This window comes from Streptomyces sp. NPDC001728, assembly GCF_040297565.1.
Classification (GTDB): Bacteria; Actinomycetota; Actinomycetes; order Streptomycetales; family Streptomycetaceae; genus Streptomyces.
Genome location: NZ_JBEOZK010000006.1, coordinates 251,328 through 270,645 on the forward strand (window position 1 = coordinate 251,328; position 19,318 = coordinate 270,645).

19 protein-coding genes and 1 pseudogene are annotated in these 19,318 nt (G+C 73.7%); 1 reads left to right on the plus strand and 19 read right to left on the minus strand.

The annotated features are described in order from the left end of the window. Positions 1 to 8: 8 nt before the first annotated feature. The 17 genes and pseudogenes from ABT154_RS12515 to ABT154_RS12595 all read right to left on the minus strand — a co-directional run bounded on the left by ABT154_RS12515 (position 9) and on the right by ABT154_RS12595 (position 17,251). Entirely contained in the window at positions 9 to 605 is a 597-nt protein-coding gene (locus ABT154_RS12515) for a Pycsar system effector family protein (RefSeq protein ID WP_351856301.1), read from the minus strand. Then, positions 602 to 2,260, minus strand: a complete 1,659-nt coding sequence (locus ABT154_RS12520; protein WP_351856303.1) for a hypothetical protein — start codon at positions 2,258 to 2,260, stop codon at positions 602 to 604. The genes ABT154_RS12515 and ABT154_RS12520 overlap by 4 nt, the downstream gene beginning before the upstream one ends. Further along, positions 2,257 to 4,680 (minus strand): hypothetical protein, encoded by a 2,424-nt coding sequence (locus tag ABT154_RS12525; protein WP_351856305.1) that lies wholly within the window; start codon positions 4,678 to 4,680, stop codon positions 2,257 to 2,259. Before ABT154_RS12525 ends, ABT154_RS12520 begins: the two co-directional genes overlap by 4 nt. Next, positions 4,677 to 5,576, minus strand: a complete 900-nt coding sequence (locus tag ABT154_RS12530) for a nucleotidyl cyclase domain-containing protein (RefSeq protein WP_351856307.1) — start codon at positions 5,574 to 5,576, stop codon at positions 4,677 to 4,679. Before ABT154_RS12530 ends, ABT154_RS12525 begins: the two co-directional genes overlap by 4 nt. Positions 5,577 to 5,669: 93 nt before the next feature. Then, positions 5,670 to 6,395, minus strand: coding sequence for a Crp/Fnr family transcriptional regulator (locus ABT154_RS12535; protein ID WP_317874267.1), 726 nt, complete (start codon positions 6,393 to 6,395; stop codon positions 5,670 to 5,672). Between the two features lie 397 nt (positions 6,396 to 6,792). Then, a complete protein-coding gene (locus tag ABT154_RS12540) occupies positions 6,793 to 9,360 on the minus strand; it encodes a polynucleotide kinase-phosphatase (protein ID WP_351856309.1) in 2,568 nt (855 codons plus the stop codon). Between the two features lie 39 nt (positions 9,361 to 9,399). Continuing rightward, the gene (gene mmuM, locus ABT154_RS12545) at positions 9,400 to 10,314 is read right to left on the minus strand and encodes a homocysteine S-methyltransferase (RefSeq protein ID WP_351856311.1); all 915 of its coding nucleotides are present in this window, start codon (positions 10,312 to 10,314) and stop codon (positions 9,400 to 9,402) included. Positions 10,315 to 10,330: 16 nt separating this feature from the next. Continuing rightward, on the minus strand, positions 10,331 to 11,254 hold the full coding sequence (locus ABT154_RS12550; RefSeq protein WP_351856313.1) for an LLM class F420-dependent oxidoreductase: 924 nt from the start codon (positions 11,252 to 11,254) through the stop codon (positions 10,331 to 10,333). 94 nt (positions 11,255 to 11,348) lie between these two features. After that, positions 11,349 to 11,417, minus strand: a pseudogene (locus tag ABT154_RS12555) (VOC family protein); the annotation flags it as partial. 99 nt (positions 11,418 to 11,516) lie between these two features. Next, positions 11,517 to 12,002, minus strand: a complete 486-nt coding sequence (locus tag ABT154_RS12560; RefSeq protein ID WP_317878422.1) for a DUF6099 family protein — start codon at positions 12,000 to 12,002, stop codon at positions 11,517 to 11,519. A 219-nt stretch (positions 12,003 to 12,221) separates the two neighbouring features. Then, entirely contained in the window at positions 12,222 to 12,602 is a 381-nt protein-coding gene (locus tag ABT154_RS12565; RefSeq protein WP_351856315.1) for a nucleotide pyrophosphohydrolase, read from the minus strand. Beyond that, positions 12,599 to 13,906, minus strand: coding sequence for an AAA family ATPase (locus ABT154_RS12570; protein ID WP_351856317.1), 1,308 nt, complete (start codon positions 13,904 to 13,906; stop codon positions 12,599 to 12,601). The genes ABT154_RS12565 and ABT154_RS12570 overlap by 4 nt, the downstream gene beginning before the upstream one ends. Positions 13,907 to 13,961: 55 nt before the next feature. Next, on the minus strand, positions 13,962 to 14,393 hold the full coding sequence (locus ABT154_RS12575; RefSeq protein ID WP_351856319.1) for a cell division protein SepF: 432 nt from the start codon (positions 14,391 to 14,393) through the stop codon (positions 13,962 to 13,964). A gap of 99 nt (positions 14,394 to 14,492) precedes the next feature. Then, positions 14,493 to 15,059, minus strand: a complete 567-nt coding sequence (locus ABT154_RS12580; protein ID WP_351856321.1) for a DUF1707 SHOCT-like domain-containing protein — start codon at positions 15,057 to 15,059, stop codon at positions 14,493 to 14,495. Further along, positions 15,056 to 15,205 carry a hypothetical protein gene (locus ABT154_RS12585; RefSeq protein ID WP_351856323.1) on the minus strand — a complete coding sequence of 50 codons (150 nt, stop codon included), beginning with the start codon at positions 15,203 to 15,205 and terminating at the stop codon, positions 15,056 to 15,058. Before ABT154_RS12585 ends, ABT154_RS12580 begins: the two co-directional genes overlap by 4 nt. A gap of 10 nt (positions 15,206 to 15,215) precedes the next feature. Then, positions 15,216 to 16,436 carry an aminotransferase-like domain-containing protein gene (locus tag ABT154_RS12590; RefSeq protein WP_351856325.1) on the minus strand — a complete coding sequence of 407 codons (1,221 nt, stop codon included), beginning with the start codon at positions 16,434 to 16,436 and terminating at the stop codon, positions 15,216 to 15,218. A gap of 125 nt (positions 16,437 to 16,561) precedes the next feature. After that, entirely contained in the window at positions 16,562 to 17,251 is a 690-nt protein-coding gene (locus ABT154_RS12595) for a GntR family transcriptional regulator (RefSeq protein ID WP_351856327.1), read from the minus strand. A 170-nt stretch (positions 17,252 to 17,421) separates the two neighbouring features. Between ABT154_RS12595 and ABT154_RS12600 the strand changes: the two genes are divergently transcribed. Further along, on the plus strand, positions 17,422 to 17,877 hold the full coding sequence (locus tag ABT154_RS12600; RefSeq protein ID WP_351856329.1) for a tellurite resistance TerB family protein: 456 nt from the start codon (positions 17,422 to 17,424) through the stop codon (positions 17,875 to 17,877). Positions 17,878 to 17,929: 52 nt separating this feature from the next. Here ABT154_RS12600 and ABT154_RS12605 read toward each other — a convergent pair whose 3' ends face one another. Then, complete coding sequence (locus tag ABT154_RS12605) at positions 17,930 to 18,865, minus strand: M56 family metallopeptidase (protein ID WP_351856331.1); 936 nt, start codon at positions 18,863 to 18,865, stop codon at positions 17,930 to 17,932. A 5-nt stretch (positions 18,866 to 18,870) separates the two neighbouring features. Further along, entirely contained in the window at positions 18,871 to 19,275 is a 405-nt protein-coding gene (locus ABT154_RS12610; protein ID WP_351856333.1) for a BlaI/MecI/CopY family transcriptional regulator, read from the minus strand. Positions 19,276 to 19,318: the final 43 nt, after the last annotated feature.

Genomic DNA, 19,318 nt, shown 5'->3' on the forward strand with positions numbered 1-19,318 from the left:
GTTCACTCTCACCACAGTTCGCTGAAGAGGGCCAGGAGGGCGCCGAGCGCGAGCCCGGACACGCCCAGGCGGAGCCACCGGTACTTCGCCGCCAGTACGAGGCCGTGCACACCTGCCTGTTCGAGGAGCCAGTCGGTGGCGTCCGTGCCGGAGGCGGAGAGCCGCACGCGCAGCTCCGTCCCGGACGGCCCGGTCGTCAGCTCGCGCAGCAGCGTGCGGTCGGCCCCGACCCGGGTGCGGGGCAGGACCACGGAGACGAGCATCAGGACACCGGCCGTCCACAGCACGCCCGCCACCAGGAGGAAGGCGAGTCCCGCACCGGCGGTGGGCAGCGGCGAGCGATCCCCCGAGAACACGACGGCGAGGAAGGCCAGCGCGCCGGAGAGCAGGATCGCGGCCTTGGTGTCGGCGCGCCCGATGTCCTCACGGACGGTGGAGAGCAGCCGCTCGGCCATGAACCTCAGCTCTTCCGGGGGGACGGGGGTGGTCAGGGGAGCCCGCACGGGGTCCCCCAGGTGGTCCCGTACGGGGGTCGGATCGGGGATCGGTGCGGGGGTCGGATCGGGGATCGGTGCGGGGGTCGGATCGGGACCCGGGACGGTCATGAGTCGTCCCAGTCGTCGAACCCGGAGCTGGGCCGGCCGGGCCGGGCGGGCCCACGGGACCGGTCGCCCCGCCGGTCGCCGTCGCCCCGCCTGTCGCCGTCGCCCCGCCTGTCCCTGTCGTACGGGTCGTCACGGTCGTAGCGGTCGTACCGCTCGCTCCGCTCGTAGTCCGTGCGCTCGAACGGGTCGTCGGGCTCGTACCGGTCCCGGCCGTGGTCCCGATCCCGGTCACGGTCACGGTCACGGTCCCGCTCGGAGCCCGACTCCACCCGGGTCGGCTCGTAGACCCGGGGGTCGCGCGGCGCGTCCCCGTGCTCCTCGTCCCAGTCCGGGAGGCTCGGTTCCGGCAGGGCGGTCCCCGGGTCCAGACGGCGGCGCGCGGAGTCGCCCGGGGGGTTGAGCACCCGGTCGGTGATGCCGCCGAGGACCGTGCCGGTCTGGGTCCGCAGATACATCAGCACCTGGTACATCTGCTCGCCGATGTCGTGCCGTTCGAGCACCCCGGTGTCCAGGAGCCGGTTGAAGACGGCCAGGTAGTCCGCCTGGCCCTCCCGCCGCTCGCGCTGGAGCTGGGTGCGGATCTCCCACTGCTTGTCCGGGTGCATCGCCATGTGGTGGGCGATCTGCGCGAGGTCGCCGCGCCGGAAGAGGGCCTCCATCTCGCGGGCGCGGTCGGCGACCAGGGCCCGGTCGGCGGCCTCCCTGCGCCGTTCCGCCTCGGCCACGCGCTCGTCGGCCTCCATGGTGACGCCGACCCTGTCCCGCCGGGAGACCTCCGCCTTGACGGAGTCGTCGAGGTCGATGAAGACGAGGACCCGGGTCCGCAGACCGATGTCGCGGCCGAAACCCAGGCGGCCGGCGCTCAGTTCCTCCCGCACGGCCTCGTCGGCGCGCTGCGCCTCGGTGATCCGGAACCTCCGGGAGAGCCTGCGCAGCCCGTCGAGGAGTTCGTCGTGGAGGAACTCGGCGACGTCCTCGACCTGTTCCTGGACGACGAGGTGCGGATCGGTCACCACCCACTGGACCTTGGCGACCGCCTCGAAGAAGACGCCGTCCCCGGCGGCCGGGAGCCGCAGGCGGAACTCGGTGACGTTGCGCCCGAGTTGCACCTCGAAGACGGTGTACGGGGAGCCGAACATCGGCTTGTTGACGTCCTCGGTGCGGTCCGGCCAGATCACCCGGTGACCGCCGTTGCGGTAGAGCAGGACGGCGGCGACCCGGCCGCTCCTGCGGCGGTACGGGGGCGCGTACTCACCGATCAGCGGCCCGCGCGCGCGACCGCCGGACCCGGAACCGGGCCCCTCCCCGAACCCGCCACCGGAACCGCCGGACGGCTCCCCGCTCCGCCGCCCCTGCCCCCGTTCGCGCCCCTGACCGCCCCGCTCCCGCTCGGCGTCCGGGTCCGCATCCGTCTCCGGGTCCGCGTCCATGTCCAGGTCCTCGTCCTCGTCGCGGCCACCGGGCCGGCCGCCGTTCTGTCCGCCGTACCGCTGCCGTTCCCTGTCGTCCCTCGCCCGCTCGATCCGCTCCCGCCCGGCGGCTCGTTCCCGGGCGTCCGGTCCGCGCTCGTCACGGCCCCGCCCATCGCGGTCCCGGTCGTACGCGCGGGCCCGCTCGTCCGGCCGCGGATTCCCGTTCTGCTCGGGAGGGGTCATCGGTTCGCTCCTTCCGTCACGGCGTCCCACATGCGGCGCGCCGCGCCTCTGTCCAGGGGCCGGTCACGGTCCCGGACCAGTTCGTTCAGCAGGCCCCTGAGCCGGTCGCGGTCGCGGCGGTCCACCGCGAGGCGCGGCAGGAAGGCGCAGACGCACCGCAATGCCTCCGGGTCCTTCGCGGCCCGCCGGAGCAGCCCCCCGAACGCCTCGATGGCCGCCTCCCCGGAACGGGCCGTGGTCAGGGTGTGCCGGAGCAGCCAGGCCAGTTCATCGGCGAGTTCGGGGTGGGTCGCGAGCAGCGCGACGAGCAGCGGACGGCTCGCGTGTCCGTCGAGTTCGGGCACCTCCCGCAGCCCCCACAGATGGGTGGTGCGGGTGCTCAGCGCGCGGATGACGGCGAGGTGGACCAGGTTGGCGAGGTTGAGCCGCCCGTCCTCCAGCCACTGCCGGAGCCTGTGCAACACGGGCGCGGGTTCGCCGGAGGCGAGCAGCCGCGTCACGCTGAAGGAGGCGGGCACCAGGACCTCGATGTCGGTCGCCTCGCGGGTCCTGACGACTCGGGCCAGGGCGTCGAGGGAGCCGGAGACGCTTCCGGCGGCCAGCACGTAGCCGTGGGTGAGCAGGGCGGTCCTGACGAGCGTGTCCTCGCCGGATCCGGCCCAGTCCTTGAGGACGGCGGCGACGGCCGGCCGGACGCGCGGGTCGCGCGCGGACTCCGCGAGCGCGGTCGCGGCGGCCATCCGGGCGACCGGTTCGTCCGTGACGGCGAGCGGCACGACCAGCTCGCGGAAGCCGTGGATCCAGTCCCAGGAGCAGAGCACCCCTGCCGCGATGGAGGCCCGGACCCACACCTCGGGGCGCGAATCGTCGCAGAGCGTCCGCAGCCAACGGGCCACCGGGCCGCGCACGTTGTGGTAGCCGTGCCAGATCTCGCCGAGTACGGCTCCGGCGAGGGCCTCGCCCTGGAACCGTACGGCCCGCACCGGCACCTTGGCGGGCCCGAGGTCCAGCTCGCCGTCCTCCAGGACGGCGCGGGCCTGCACCGGTCGGTGCTCGGCGTGGGTCCCGAACAGCCTCCGCCCCGGTGCTTGTTCGGGATCGAGGGTGACGGCGAGTTCCCAGGCGAGGAGTTCGGCGGCCTCGGCGGCGAGACTGTAGGCGGAGCCGTTGAAGACGGCGACGGCGATACGGAACGCCCCGGCGTTCAGCGCCGGGAGGGCCTCGGGGAGCGCGCCGGGCCGGTCGGCCCCGGCGAACCACTCCCGGGCCTGCGACCGCACGAACGACGAGCATTCGGCGCGGAGTTCGTCGTCGGTCATCTCGCCGCGCCAGTGCCGGGCGAGGTGGTCGGCCAGGCGGGCGGCCTCGCGCGGCCGGAGTTCCTCCAGGCCGAGGGCGGCGACGACGTCCCGTCGCCGGGCGCGCGCCCTGGCGTCGCCGAGGGCCTCGTCGGACTCGGCGCGCAGCTGGTGCCAGAGGTGCCGGTGCAGCACCTCGTCGGCCGGCGGCGGTGCGCAGTACATGCCGTACCGTCCGCGCAGCAGCCGGTCGGCGAGCTCCCCGTTCTCGACGAGGACGATCCCGTACGCGTCCCGGCCGCGCAGCAGCTCGCCGAAGCGGTCCAGGTGCAGTTCGCTGAGGCGGGGCGCGGAGCGGCGGGCGACGGCGGTGCGCTCGCCCCGGCCCGAGCGGGAACCGCCCGGTTCCGGCTCGGCGCGCATGTCCTCGGTCAGCAGCTCCAGGAGGTGGCCGCCGCTCTCCTGGAGGGCCTCCTCGGTGATCTCGTCGACGCCGTGGCGCGGGTCGAGCCGGAAGACCTTGCCGCCGGTCAGCTCGTCGAGGAGGGCGAGCGCGGTGGCCTTGCGTCCGCTGCCGGGTTCGCCGCACAGGACGAGGACCCGGTGATCACGGAGCCGTTCCCGCATCCTCGGGTAGCCGGCGGTCGCGCAGTACACCCGCCCGAGGTGGTCGAGCGTCTCCGGCGGGACGGGGCCCTGGACGAAGTGCGAGGCGCGGTCGGAGCCGTACAGGGCGAAGATCTGGTTGCCCTCGAAGACGGTGCCGTCGCCGTGGATGGTGGTGAGCCGGTCGGCGGCGCCGCCCGCCCAGGTGCGGACGGCCCGGCGCGCCGTGGCGGCGCCGCCGGTGTCGCTCTCGCCGCCGAGGGGTCCCCGGTCGGCGGCGTCGAAGACGCTGGGTTCGCGGGGCGGTGGTTCGGTGGTGCCGTCGGCCCGCTCGCCGCCGCCGCCCGCGCGGTCGCCGTCGCGGGCCCCCCGGTCACCCCGGTCGCCTCGATCGCCCCGGTCCGCGTCGCGGTCCCCCCGGTCCGCGCCCCGGTCGCCTCCCCTGTCGTGCACGTCCGCCCGGTCGCCGTGGCCCGCGTCCGCGCCCTCGTGGGTGCCCTCGCCCTCGTCGCTCACTCCGACTCACCCGCGCCCGGCTCCGCACGCTGCGGCTCCGGAAACCGCGGCTCCGGGCGCCGCTGTTCCGCGCCCTTGCTGATCCCCGTGAACCCGCCGTGGATGGTGTTGCCGTGCACGTCCAGCAGGTCGCCCCCGACCTGGTACGTACGGTTCCCGCCCCCGGTCCGGGGCGTTGGGCCGTCCCCCCGCGACGGCCCAACGCCGGTCCGTGCCCCCTCCGCCGACGGCCGCTCCCCCACGACCGCCGGCGCCCCCTCACCCTCGGGCGGCAGCTCCCCGTCCGGCCCGATCAGCGGCGGCGCGGGCCTGCGCGGCACATGGAACCACGCGGTCTCGTCGGTCTCCTTGGAGCGGATGCGGGCCGACCGGTAGTGGCCGGGCTCCACGTATCGGCCGCCCTCGGCGACCACGCTCACGTACAGCCAGTCCGAGACCACGACCAGCAGGTCGACCTCCGGGACCTCGTTCATGATCCGCTTGGCCGGGGGGCTGTCGCAGAGCCGGGCCGCGAGGTCCACCGCCCGTCCGACGAGCCCGTGCCGGTCCTGGACCACGAGCCCGGCGTTCATGCCGATCCGCAGCCGCAACGGCCGGCTCCGGCCCTGGTTGTGGGCCCGCAGACTCTCGTACAGGGTGTCGATCCACCGTCCGACCATCAGGGTCGGCGGCACGTCGGGGCGGAGGGCCACGAGGACGCCGTCGCCCCGGTCCTCCTGGTGGAAGGTGCCGGGCTCGACGCCGACGGAGCCGTGCGCCTCGTCGAACGCGGCGTACATCGCCGCGCGCTGGAGCTTCTTCTCGGCCATGCCCAGGGTCCCGGAACCGCAGATGTCGCCGAAGACGACGAACCGGTGGATCCCGCCCACTTCCCCGCTCAGTCCCGCACTGCTCACTCTCGGACTCCCTGTGTGATGCCCCGGTGCCGTTCGTGCCGTGGTGGTGCGTCGTCCAGACTGGCCGCGTTCCGCGACCGGCGATGTAGCCGTTTACACACCAGGCGGAGATGGGCCCGCCGGGTTTCCGCCGGGGCGCGCGCGCCCCTCCGCGAGCAGCACCAGGACCCGCATGTCGATCACGACGACCGTGCGGTTCGCGGTGCGGACCACGTCCTGCTCCCGCAGCAGGCGCAGCGCCTTGGCGACCGCCTCCCTGGTGGCCCCGATGGCCGCCGCCAGATCGTGCTGGGGCAGCGGGAGTTCGAGTACGGTCCCGGTGTCGGCCCGGCGGCCCGCCCGCTCGGCCAGCTCGACGAGCCGGGCCGCGAGGCGCTGGAGCACCGTCTCGGAGGCCAGCGACCGGCGCTCGACGTCGGCGCTGCGCAGCCGGGTGGCGAGCTGGCGCATGATCAGCGAGGTGGCGTGCGGGCGGGCGGCGAGGAAGCGCCGGAAGCGGTCGCCCGAGATCGCCACCGCCTCGACCTCGCCGAGCGCCGTGACGCTGGCGCTGCGCGGGCCCCGGTCCACCGCGGCGAGGTCGCCGACGACCTCCCCGGCGCCCCTGAGGGCGAGGATGAGCCGCGAGCCGCGCTCGGTCCCCACCGAGACGACGGACCAGCCGGAGAGCAGCGCGAGGACGTAGGCGGTGGTGTCGCGTTCGCGGATCATCACCTCGCCGGGCTCGTAGCGGCGCCGGGCGCCCTCGGCGAGCAGGGAGCGCCGGTCGGCTGCCGGGAGGGCGTGGAGGAAGGAGCGCTCCTGGCCGAAGAGACTCATCGCGCCCTCACCCCCGTACCGCCCTCGGGCCTTCCGGGGAAGACCGCCTGCCGGTGACCGCCCGACGTATTCGTGTGCGTGTTCTCACCTCATATGACTTGTCCCGTCACACAGTTGACACTGTGTCACGTCATGGGGTGAAGAACGCTAGAGGGTGCGGAAGAAACGCGTCAACGGGCACAGGGGGCGCAGTGGAGCGCCGGTTCCGCCACTCCTGCGCCCCCGCCGAGCCGGTGCGAAGACCGTGCGAAATCCCTGGGAAGACCTCGCGAAAGCCCGCCCGGGAGCGAGACGAAGGCGCAGGCCGCCGGCCGGGGCCCCGAAGGGCACGGCCGACGGCCTGTGGGCGAAGCGAGCGGAGGCCCGGCGGCGGGATGCCGGGGGCGGACGGGGGTCCTCAGAGTCTCGGGTCGACCGGTTCCGACTCCAGCGCGAGGACGGCGAAGACCGCCTCGTGGACCCGCCACAGCGGCTCGCCGTCCGCGAGCCGGTCGAGCGCCTCCAGGCCGAGCGCGTACTCGCGGAGGGCCAGTGACCGCTTGTGGCCGAGGAAGCGCTGCCGCAGTCGCTCAAGGTTCTCCGGCCGTGTGTACTCGGGGCCGTAGATGATCCGCAGGTACTCCCGGCCGCGTACCTTCACGCCCGGCTGGCCGAGCCCGCCCCTGGCGTCGCGGACGAGCGCGGCCAGCGGCTTGACGACCATGCCCTCCCCACCGGCACCGGTCAGCTCCAGCCACCAGTCGACGCCCGCGCGGACGGAGGCCTCGTCGCCGGTGTCGACGACGAGCCGGCGGGTGACCTGGAGCAGTCCGGTCGGATCGTGCTCCACGAGCCGGTCGAGCCAGGCCAGCTGCTCGTCGTGCGGCACGGCCGCCAGCGAGCGTCCGCGCGTGGCGAGGAGCTGGAACGGTGCGAACCGCACTCCCTCCAGGCCCTCGGTCGGCCAGCAGTACCTGCGGTAGGCCTCGGTGAACGCCTCCGCGTCCACCGCCCGCTCCCGCTGCCGGGCGAGCAGCCCGTCGATCCCCTCGACGCCGCGCGCCACCGCCTGTTCGAGCGCGGTGATCGCGCCGGGCAGGACGGCTCCCGAGGCCGCGCCGACCGCCGCGTACTGCGCGCGGAGCAGCCCGGCCGACTTGAGCGACCACGGCATCAGCTCGCCGTCGAGCAGCAGCCAGTCCCCCGGGCCGGAGGCGCCGCCCGACGCGGCGAGTTCGTCCCAGAGCCCGGCGGCGTCGATCGCGGTCCGCAGCCGCCCGAGGACCTGCTCGGTGACCTCCTGGTCGTCGAAGAAGGGCCGTCCCGTACGGGTGTGCAGCGCGCCGGTCACCCCGGTGACGCCGAAGGCCTCGCGGGCCGCCTCCTCGTTCCGGCAGACCAGGGCCACCGCCCGGGAGCCCATGTGCTTCTCCTCGCACACGACCCGCCCGACGCCGTCCGCCCGGTACTGGGCGAAGGCCTCGGCGGGGTGCTCCAGATAGCCCTCCGCCTTCGACGTGGCGGTGGGCGCCATCGTCGGCGGCAGATAGGCCGGCAGGCGCGGGTCGACCGCGAACCGACTCATCACTTCGAGCGCCGCCGCCGCGTTCTCCTCGCGCACGGCGACGTTGCCGAGGTGCCGGGTCTCCACGATCCGGCGCCCGCGGACGTCCGCCAGGTCCAGGGGGCGCCCCTGGTGCCCGCCGGGCGCCTCGGTCGCGAGCGGCCGGGCCGGCTCGTACCAGACCCGCTCGGCCGGTACGTCGACGAGCTCGCGCTCCGGCCAGCGCAGCGCGGTCATCTTCCCGCCGAACACCGCACCGGTGTCGAGACAGATCGTGTTGTTGATCCAGGAGGTGTCGGGCACGGGGGTGTGGCCGTAGACGACGGCGGCCCGTCCCCGGTAGTCCTCCGCCCACGGGTAGCGCACCGGCAGCCCGAACTCGTCGGTCTCCCCCGTGGTGTCCCCGTACAGCGCGTGCGAACGCACCCGTCCCGACGTACGGCCGTGGTACTTCTCCGGCAGTCCGGCGTGACAGACGACGAGGTTGCCCCCGTCGAGGACGTAGTGGCTGACGAGCCCCTCGATGAACGTCCCGACCTCCGCCCGGAACTCCTCGCTCTCGTGCCCCAACTGCTCGATGGTCTCGGCGAGTCCGTGCGTCTCCTGCACCTTCCGGCCCTTGAGCCGGCGGCCGAGCTTGTTCTCGTGGTTCCCGGGCACGCACAGGGCGTCGCCCGAGGCCACCATCGCCATCACCCGGCGCAGCACGCCCGGCGAGTCGGGCCCCCGGTCGACCAGGTCGCCGACGAAGACGGCCGTACGCCCCTCGGGGTGGTGTCCGTCGACATAGCCGAGCTTCGCGAGCAGGGTGTCCAGCTCGGAGCGGCAGCCGTGGATGTCACCGATGATGTCGAAGGGTCCGGTGAGGTGCCGCAGGTCGTTGAAGCGCCGCTCCAGGACGACTTCGGCCGTGTCGACCTCCTCGACGGACCGCAGGACGTGCACCTTGCGGAAGCCCTCGCGCTCCAGGCCCCGCAGCGAACGGCGCAGTTCGCGGCGGTGCCTCTGGATGACGTGCGCGGGCATGTCCGCCCGGTCGGGGCGCCCGGCGTTCCGGGCGCGGCAGACGTCCTCGGGCAGGTCGAGGACGATCGCGATGGGCAGCACGTCGTACGAGCGGGCCAGCTGGACGAGCCGGCGCCGGGCCTCCTGCTGCACGTTGGTGGCGTCGACGACGGTCAGCCGCCCCGCCGCGAGACGCTTGCCCGCGATGTAGTGGAGGACGTCGAAGGCGTCCTTGCTGGCCGACTGGTCGTTCTCGTCGTCGGCGACGAGCCCCCGGCAGAAGTCGGAGGACACGATCTCGGTCGGCTTGAAGTGGCGCCGGGCGAAGGTGGACTTGCCGGAGCCGGTGGCCCCGATCAGCACCACGAGGGACAGATCGGTGACGGGGAGCGTCCGGCGCTCGGTGGGGGTGGTCATGCCCGTGTGGGGCGCACGCGCGGGTTCACGCCCTGGGGCTCAGCCCCTGTCGTCGGCGGTCAGGGCGGCGGCCAGCGCGCCGATCGCTCCCGGGCCCACCCGGCAGCAGCCGCCGATGAGGCGGGCGCCGGACGCGGCCCAGGCGGTGGCCAGGGCCGGGTCGAAGGCGGTGCCGCCGCGCCAGCCCCGGGCGCGGGCGTCCCACCGCTCCCCGCTGTTGGGGTAGACCACGCCGGGCCGGCCGGTCACGGCCGCGGCGAGCTCCACGGCGGGCCCTGCGTCGGCCGGGTCGCAGCAGTTGACCCCGACCGCGACCACCTGCTCGTTCCCGGCGGCGACCGCGAAGGCCTCCGCGAGGTCCTGCCCGGCCCGGGTCCGCCCGCCCTCGACCGTGTACGACAGCCACAGCGGCACCCCGCACCCCTCGGCCGCCCGCAGCAGCGCCTCCGCCTCCTGCGCGTCCGGGACGGTCTCCAGCGCCAGGACGTCCGGCCCCGCCGCCGCGAGCACCTCGATCCGGGGCCGGTGGAACGCCTCCAGCTCCCGCACGGACAGCCCGTACCGTCCCCGGTACTCGCTTCCGTCCGCGAGCATCGCGCCGTACGGCCCCACGGACGCGGCGACCCACACCTCGTCCTCGACCCGCTCCCCGGCCTCCCGCGCCAGCTCCACACTCCTGCCGAGCAGTCGCGCCGCCTCCTCCCGGCGCACGCCCCGCTCGGCGAAGCCCTCGAAGGTGGCCTGGTAGCTGGAGGTGATGAGCACCCGGGCACCGGCTCGTACATAGGCCGCGTGCGCGGCCTCGATCTGCTGGGGGCCGTCGACGAGGAGCCGCGCGGACCAGAGCGCGTCCGAGAGGTCGCAGCCCTGCGCCGCCAGCTGCTGGGAGAGCCCGCCGTCGAGCAGGACCACTCCCACCCCGAGGGCCTCGGCAAGCGAACGGACCGGCTTCATCGGATCGCCCGTCCCCTCAGCCCAGCTGCGACTGGACCCGCGCGGAGATCAGCTCCAGGTGGTCCAGGTCGTCCAGGTCGAGGACCTGGAGGTAGGCCCGGGAGGAGCCGATCGCCGCGTACCGCCCGAGCTTGTCGACGACCTCGGCGGGCGAGCCCGCCAGTCCGTTCGCCTTCAGTTCGTCCACGTCCCGCCCGATCGCCGCGGCCCGTCGCGCCACCTCGGCGTCGTCCTTGCCGACGCAGACGACCAGCGCGTTGGAGTACACCAGGTCGCCGGGCGCCCGCCCGGCGGCCTCGGCGGCGGCCCGGACCCGGCCGAACTGCCGCTCGCTTTCCTCCAGGGAGGCGAACGGGATGTTGAACTCGTCCGCGTACCGCGCGGCCAGGCGCGGCGTACGGCTCGCACCGTGCCCGCCGACGAGCACCGGAATCCGGTCCTGCAGGGGCTTGGGCAGCGCGGGCGAGTCGGTCAGCCGGTAGAACTCACCCTCGTGGCTGAACGTCTTGCCCACCTCGGTCTCCCACAGACCGGTGACGATCGCCAGCTGCTCCTCCAGCCGGCCGAACTTCTCCTTGGGGAACGGGATGCCGTAAGCCTTGTGCTCCTCCTCGAACCAGCCCGCGCCGAGCCCCAGTTCGATCCTGCCGCCGGACATCCGGTCGACCTGGGCGACCTGGATGGCGAGGACACCGGGGAGCCGGAACGTACCGGCGGTCATCAGCGTGCCGAGTCGGATCCGCTTCGTCTCCCGGGCGAGCCCGGCCAGGGTGATCCAGGCATCCGTCGGTCCGGGCAGCCCGTCTCCGGACCCCATGCTCAGATAGTGGTCGGACCGGAAGAAGGCGTCGAAGCCGAGTTCCTCGGTGGCGCGGGCCACGGTGAGGAGCGTGTCGTAGTCGGCCCCCTGCTGGGGCTCGGTGAAGATGCGGAGATCCATGCCTCCATCCTGCACCGTCGAATGCGTGCCAACCTCTCCGTCAGTCCTTCGTCCGCCCCGGCTCGGTCGGGCGCCCGGCCGGCGCGCGCACCCGTCAGAGCGGGTTGAGACGGGCCTTGAGCAGGCAGAACTCATTGCCCTCGGGGTCGGCGAGGAGGTGCCACTACTCCTCGCCGCCACGACCGCACGCCGGACCGGGCCCAGGCCCGGCCACGAGCCCGGGCGCGCCCCCCACCCGGCTCCCTGCACGGCTCCCCTCCCCTCACCACGTGCCCCGTCCCGGGCCCGCGCCGCCGTGGGCCGGGTCGGGAGGGCGGGCCCGCTCCCCGTCCCGTACCGCCAGGCGCCGCAGCATCCCGCGCACCCGGTCACTGGACTCGTCCGCCGCGTCGATGGCCTCGATGCACGCCCAGTAGAGCCCCTCCTCGTCGGTGGCGCAGGCCACCCCGACGAGCGCGATCCCGACCTCTCCCAGCAGCGCGCCGAGCGCGGTCAACGCCCCGCCCGGGTCCGCCACTTCGGTCAGCTGGGCTGCCCTCGGCCCACCGGCACCCCATGCCGGGTACTCCCCGATCTCGCTCAGCCCCCGCGCCTCGCCGCGCAACTCCTGCGGTCCGCAGAGCGCCAGCTGATTCCCTATCGCCTGGGCGAGCGCCTGGGCCTGCCAGGCCTCCGCCACGATGTCCTGCGCCGTCCCGCTCTCCGCCAGCGCGTGCCGGCCGAGCGCGATGAGCCGCTCTGCCTCCATCAATACCGCCCCCGTTCGTACGACTTATCCGCCCATTCATTCCATTACCCAGAGTGAGGCGACCTGAGCCCCAACACCAGAGGAATTCGGAAATCTGTGGACAGGAGGCCCGATGGGGACAAGTCGATCACTCCGAAGAGTGACGATCTTGAGCAGTACCCTCTCCCGCCACCTCCGCCACCCCCTACTTCACCCCTCCGTCACCCCCTATCCCACCCTCTACGCGCCCCCATCCTCACCCTCCACACGCCCCTCTTCGCCACTCGCCCCGCCGCGCCTCCGCGCGGGAAACCGGACCTCGTTGCGGTCGATCTTGGCCGCCAGCGCGGCCAGCGGATCGACGCCGAGCACCGTGCAGAACTGGAGCAGATAGGCGAGGACGTCGGCCACCTCGTCGGCCACCCGGTGCGCCGATTCGGGTGCGTCCATCACCCGGTCCGCCTGCTCGGGCGTCAACCACTGGAAGATCTCAAGGAGTTCCGAGGCCTCGACGCTGAGCGCCGCCGCCAGGTTCTTGGGCGTGTGAAAGGGCTGCCAGTCGCGCGCGGCGGCGAACTCCGCCAGCCTGCGCTGCAGTCCCGCTACATCGTTGTCGGTCACGCGCTCAGGTCTACCATCGTCACCCCGGGGGTCCGGCGCGCCTCCCCCGCCACCCGCTCCCCGACCGTGCCCGCGACCCGGATGTGCCCGTCGGCCGCGATGCCCGTGGCGAGGGCGAGCAGTTCGCCCACCTGCCGCCGGTCGAGCCCCCGGTCGAGGCCGTTGGCGAGCAGCGTCAGGGACTGCACGGCCTCGGGGACCTCGGCGATCCGGTCCATCGCGAGGACTCCGGGGCCGGTCAGCAGGGTGAGCGCGAGTGCCAGGTAGCGCAGTTCCCCGTCGCCGAGGCGGCCGAGCGGGGTCGGGGGCCGTTCGCCGCGTTCGAGGACCGCCCGGACGGTGCCCTCCGGCAGTTCCTGCACCCCGAGCCCGGTGACGGGGCCCGCGCAGCCCGCTCCGGCCACGGCCGCGAGGCGGTGGTGGCGGCGCGGGCAGTCGGTGTGGGTGCGGTGCAGGACCTCGGCGAGATTGCCGCAGCCGCGCCGCAGGCGCCCCTCGCCCGGAGGTACGGGCGCCCGCATCCGCTCGGGCCGGGGGTCGCAGGCGAAGACCGAGCGGAGTCCGATGACGACCTGCTCGGCGGCGGCGAGGACCTCCAGCTGCCCGGGGGTCTTGCCCGCGACCCGCAGCGGCAACAGGGCCGTACCGAGGAGGTCGTCGGGGAACGGGGCCCGGGTGACCGGGGTGGCGCCGGCCGTGTGCCACTCGGCCTGGACGGTGGGGCGTCCGGGGTCGCGCAGTGCCGTGGCCAGCAGGGTGCGGCCACGGCCGGAGAGCCGTTCGCCGACGATACGGAGCCGGGGTTCGGCCTGGACGGCGAGATCGAGGTGCACGGGTCCCTCGGGGCCGTCGACGGTGCACCCGATCCGGAAGCCGCGCCTGCCCTGGGCGTCGGGCCTGGCCCGTTCGGGGACGCAGTCGGCGGCGTCGGGGAACACCTCGTCGAGCGGGTCTCCGGCGCCGAGCCGGGCGAGTGCCTCGTACGCCCGCAGGGTGGTGGACTTGCCGCTGCCGCTGGGTCCGGTGAAGAGGGTCACCGGCCCCAGTTCGTGGACGGCCGCGCGGTGACCGGCGAAAGCGGACAGGCGCAGCTCGGTCACGGCCGGCCGGGCGAGGAGCCGCCCGCCCCCGTGCCCGCCCCCGGCGGACCGGGCGACGGAGGGCACGGCGGCGGAGGGCCCGGCGACGGGAGGTACGCCACCCGAGGGCCCGGCGGCGGAAGGCCTGGCGACGGCAGGTGCGGCGACAGCGGAGAAGGGGGCGTCTGACGTGCGGGCGAGCGCGGTGCCGCCGGTGAGGTCCATGCCCGGACCGTACGCAGTCCCCGACCTGACGAACCGTTACGTCGAGATGACCTTCCTACGATCGGGGGACGCCGGCGGTCCTGCCGCCCACCACATCGTCCTCGTCCTCACCCTCCGCGCCCTCGACCTCGGTACCGGCGGGGGCGAGGAGAAAGACGTTCCGGTCGACGCGGTGCATCCCGCTGCCGAGGCCGAAGACCACACCGCTGCTGAAGTCGAGGATCCGCTTGGCGACCTCGGTATCGGCGCTCGTCAGATCGAGGAGCACCGGGATCTGGGCGATGAGGTACTCGGCGACCTCGCGGGCGTCGGCGAACACCTGCACGCGGAGCACGACCATACGGCGCTGCTCGGCGGACTCGTACTGCTCGGGGATCGTGCGGTGGTCGATTCTGGACGGCCATTCGTCACGGCCGCGCAGGGGCACGACCTGCGCGAGGCCCTCCCACTGCTCGTCGGTGACGTCGTACCTCTCGTACCTACTCATGCCCCCATCCTCCCGCTCCTCACCCGTTCGGCCCAACAACGACACGAGGTGATGACGGGGCGGTCTCCGGGAGCGGCCGGACCGGCCGGAGCCGGTGGTTCACTTCTTCTTGGTACGGGTCACCACCGCGCCGAAGAGGGCCAGACCCTTGATGACGACCCGCGGTGTACCGGCCGTGCCGACCTTCTTCGCCGCGCGCTTGTCGAAGACGCCGAAGAGCCCGAGGCCCCGGACCTCGACGTCGACGTCCTCCGGGACCACGATCCGGGTACCGCCCCAGAGGGCGACGGCGCGGATCTCGGTGTCCTGGCTGCTGAAGCGCGCCTCGGTCAGGTCGAGTCTGCCGCCGCCCCACATCGACCAGAGCGTCATCCGGGGCGGAACGACCCAGTGGCCCTTGCGCTCGAAGCCGCCGAAGATCCCCGCCACGAAGCCGCGGGAGGTCGGGGCGCGGTCCACCACCAGCGCGTCACGGGGACCCGGCCGGGGCAGCCCGCGGCAGGCGGTCTCCAGTTCGCCCCGGGTGCGCGAGGCGTGCACCTCGTCGAGCCGGGGCCCGAGCTCCTCCAGCGCGAGCCGGCCGTTCTCCACGGCGGCCCGCAGGCGCTCCTCGGCCGCGAACCGTTCCTGGTCCGAGGCGAGGATGTCCAGTTCGTTCTGTGTCACGGTGTCGTCCCCCGGTTCTGGATGCCGTCGGCCGGCAGCGCGGCCACGTCGGCGTTCCTCCTGTGCGGCACCGTCGGTGCGGCCACATACTCCTCGTGGCCGGGGCCCCGGTGCACGACGGCGCGCGCGTCGGCCGTCGCGTTCATGACCATCACGCTACGCGAAGCTCTTGGCCAGCCGCCGGAGGCCTTCTCTGATCTCGTCGGCCGAGTGCGTGGTGAACGAGAGCCGCATCGATCCCCGGTCCGGCTCGCCGCAGAAGAACGGCGCCCCCGGGACGTACGCCACCTCGTGGCCGATCGCGGTCCGCAGGAGCGCGGTCGCGTCGTGGCCCGTGGGCAGGGTCGCCCAGATGAACATGCCGCCCTCCGGCCTGTTCCACCGGCTGCCCTCGGGCAGCGCGCCCGGCAGACCGCCGAGCATCGCGTCCCGGCGCTCCCGGTACGCGTCCCGGATCACCGCGACATGCGCGTCGAGGTCGCTGTCGCGCAGATATCGCGCCGCCGCGGCCTGGTCGATGGTCGAGGTGTGCAGGTCGGCGGCCTGCTTGGCGATCACACAGGCGCGGTGCAGCCCGGCGGGGGCGCGTAGGTGTCCGAGCCGGAGGCCGGGGGCCATCACCTTGGAGAAGGAGCCGAGCAGGACGGTGCGGTCGGCGGCCACCGGGTCGGCGGCGATGCAGGGCACGCGCTCGCCCTCGTACCGCAGCTCGCCGTACGGGTCGTCCTCGACGATCCAGAACCCGTGCCGCGCGGCGGCCTCGGCGACGGCGTGGCGTCGCTCGGCGGGGAGGGTGCGGCCCGTGGGGTTCTGGAAGGTGGGGGCGATGTAGAGGAGGGTGGCCTTCTCGCGGGCCGCGATCTCCTCCAGCGCCTCGGGGACGATGCCGTCGTCGTCGGTGGGAACGGGGACGACGCGGGCCCCGGCGAAGCCGAAGGTCTGGAGGGCCGCGAGGTAGCAGGGGTCCTCGACGAGGACGACGGCACCCGGCTCGACGAGGGCGGTGGTGAGAAGGGTGAGCGCCTGCTGCGACCCGGTGGTGACGAGCAGGTCCTCGGCTTCGGTGGGCAGGCCTCGCGCGGTGAGCCGGGCGGCGACGGCCGTACGCAACTCCGGGTCGCCCTCGGTCGTCGAGTACTGGAGCGCGGACCGCGGGTTCTCCGTCAGGACCCGGTCGTACGCGGCACGGATGCCCTCGACGTCGAACAGCTCGGGGGCCGGCAGGCCCCCCGCGAAGGAGATGACCTCGGGCCTCGCGGTCAGCGCCAGGATCTCCCGTACCGGCGACGAACCGACGTTGCCCAGCCGGGCCGCGGTGGCCGGCGCGGGCACGGAGGAGACGGGGGCGGTGGCGTCCGCGGAGTCGGCTGAAAGCATGCTGTCAGCATATAGAGCCGCGGGAGCCTGTACAGGAGCGCCGACTCCCGCCGCGGCAGGGCGAGTTGACCCTCGCGAAACTGTCCCTTCCCCTCGCCCGTCCGGCGCCTCTCGGGTCGGCCCCCTCAGTGCTTGCGGCCGACCGGTTCGTCGCGGGCGTCGGCCCACAGCGACCGTACGTGGCCCAGGTGGCGCCGCATGCACGCCTCGGCGCCCCGTGCGTCGCCGGCGATCATCAGGTCGAGCAGCTCGACGTGCTCCTCGGCGGAGGAGACGAGCTTGCCGGCCTCGTCGAGACCGGTCAGACCGTAGAGACGGGACCGCTTGCGCAGGTCCCCCACCGTCTCCACCAGGCGGTCGTTCCCGGAGAGGGCGAGCAGCGCAAGGTGGAAGCGGCGGTCCGCCTCCAGATAGCCGATGAGGTCGTGGTCCCGGGCGTGGGACACGATCTCCTCGGCGACCGGCCGCAGCGCCTCCAGCTGCTCGCGGTCGGCCTTCTCGGTGACGCGGCCGATGGTGGGGACCTCGATGAGGGTGCGCAGTTCGGTGAACTGGTCGAGGTCCCGCTCGCTGACCTCGGTGATGCGAAAGCCCTTGTTGCGGACGGGCTCGACCAGGCCCTCCCGTGCCAGGTCGAGCATGGCCTCGCGGACCGGGGTGGCGGAGACACCGAGGTCGCTCGCGAGTCCGGGGGCCGAGTAGACCTGGCCGGGGCGTAGTTCGCCGGCGATGAGCGCGGCACGCAGGGCGTGCCCGACCTGGTCACGGAGCCGCTCCTGGGCTCTGACGAGGCCGTACTGTTTCAGGTCACCCATCGTGCGTCCTCCGAGATGTCACGGAGGAGCATCGTACAATGTCACGTTTCTCCATCGGGTACAGGAACCGGGAACTCCACGACGCGGACGGCTCACGTTTCCCGGGAACCCCACGGCACGCTGCTACGTTCTACAAGATCGTAGAAGTTAATCGACGTCTGGAGTTGTTCATGGCCCTGTGGGACCGCATCAGGGAATCCGCATCGACGATGCAGACCCAGCTGGTGGCGAAGAAGAACGACCTGAAGAGCGGCGCGTTCCGGGACGCGAGCATGGCCATGTCCGCGCTGGTCGCCGCCGCCGACGGCACCATCGACCCCGCCGAGCGCCGTCGGGTCGCCCAGCTCATCGCGAGCAACGAAGTGCTGCAGAACTTCGACGCGATCGACCTTCAGCGCCGCTTCGACGACAACCTGAACAAGCTGACCGCCGACTTCGACTTCGGCAAGGTCAGCGTGCTCCAGGAGATCGCGAAGGCGAAGAAGAAGCCGGCGGAGGCCCGCGCGGTCATCCAGATCGGCATCGTCATCGGCGGCGCCGACGGCGACTTCGACAAGACGGAGCAGGCCGTGGTCCGCGAGGCGTGCTTCACGCTGGACCTGCCGCCGCACGAGTTCGACCTCTGACGGTCGGAGTCCGCAGGGGGGGTACGGGCCCGCGGGTGCGGGCCCGTACCCCCTACTGCACCGGCGCCGCGACTCCTCGGAGCACCAGGAAGAGCATGACCGCCGAGTTGGCCGAGGACAGTGCCGACACGGTCGCGCCGACGGCCGCTCCCCAGGTGGCCAGGCCGACGGCCGTGCAGGCCGGGGGCCAGGCGCGGCCGACCGGGGCCGGGCGCATCAGGGCCGCCACCCTTCGGGGCACCGGTCCCGCCCCGGCCAGGGCCGGGAGCATGGCGGCCGGTGCGCGCGGGGCCAGCAGGGCCGCCTTGCCGATGGCGCGGGCGACGGCACGACGGCTGCCCACCTCGGCGGCGGCGTCCTCGTCGGCCCATCGTTCGACGGTGTAGGAGACGGCGGTGCGCAGCGGTCGCAGGAACGGGTTCGCACGCGCCGCGAGATGGACCGTCAGCAGGTGTCGGTGGTGACGCGCGGCCAGATGGGCCCGCTCATGGGCGAAGAGGGCCCGGCGCTCGTCCGAGCCGAGCCCGGTGAGCATGCCGGTGCTGACGACGACCCGGCCCCGCCTGCCGGGCAGCGCGTACGCGTACGGGGTGCGGTCCGGCAGCACGGCGACGGAGGTCGGCGGCAGCCCGACGAGCGCGCCCGCGGCGCGGCGCCGCACCCGCAGCTGGCGCCAGGCCGCCGCGCCGCAGGAGACGAGGACGGCGAGCAGGACGGGGATGGCCGCGCGGCCGGCGATCTCGTCGTACGGCAGGGCCGCCCGCACGTCCGGGTCCGACCAGCTGTCGGGGAGCGGATTTCCGGGGAGTTGGGCGGTGCCCACGATCATGAGCAGGCCGAGGCAGAGCGTGCTGCACACGGCGGAGACACCGGCGACGGCGGCTAGCAGCCGGGTCGCGGTACGGGGATGGAGCCGCTGTTCGGCGAGGCGGGCGACCGGCCACGCGGTGAGCGGAAGGACCAGGGGAAGGAAGACGAAGACTCCCATGGCGGCTAGCCTTCCTCGTCCTCGGCGTTCCTGGCGAGCAGTTCACGAAGCAGTCGCTCTTCGTTCGGCGAGAGGCCGGTGACGAACCGTGCCAGGACCGCCTGTTGGTCCGCCTCCGCGTCCAGCACCTTCCGCATCCGCAGGGCGGCGAGCCCGGCCTCGTCGGCGACCGCCGTCCAGCGGAAGGACCGGCCGGCGCGCTCGCGCTCGACGGCGCCCTTCGCCCGGAGACGGGTGAGGATGGTGATGACGGTGGTGTAGGCGAGGCCGCCGCCGAGGCGTTCCCGTACCCATGCCACGGGCACCGGCTCGGACGCCGTACGGAGCGCTGCGAGCACCTGTGCCTCCAGTTGCCCCTGACCGCGCCTGGGCGGGGAGGACTCCGCCCCGATGTCGTCCCGTTCGGTCATCTCGCCCTCCTCCGCGTCAGAACAGCAGCCCATCGTACTGAAC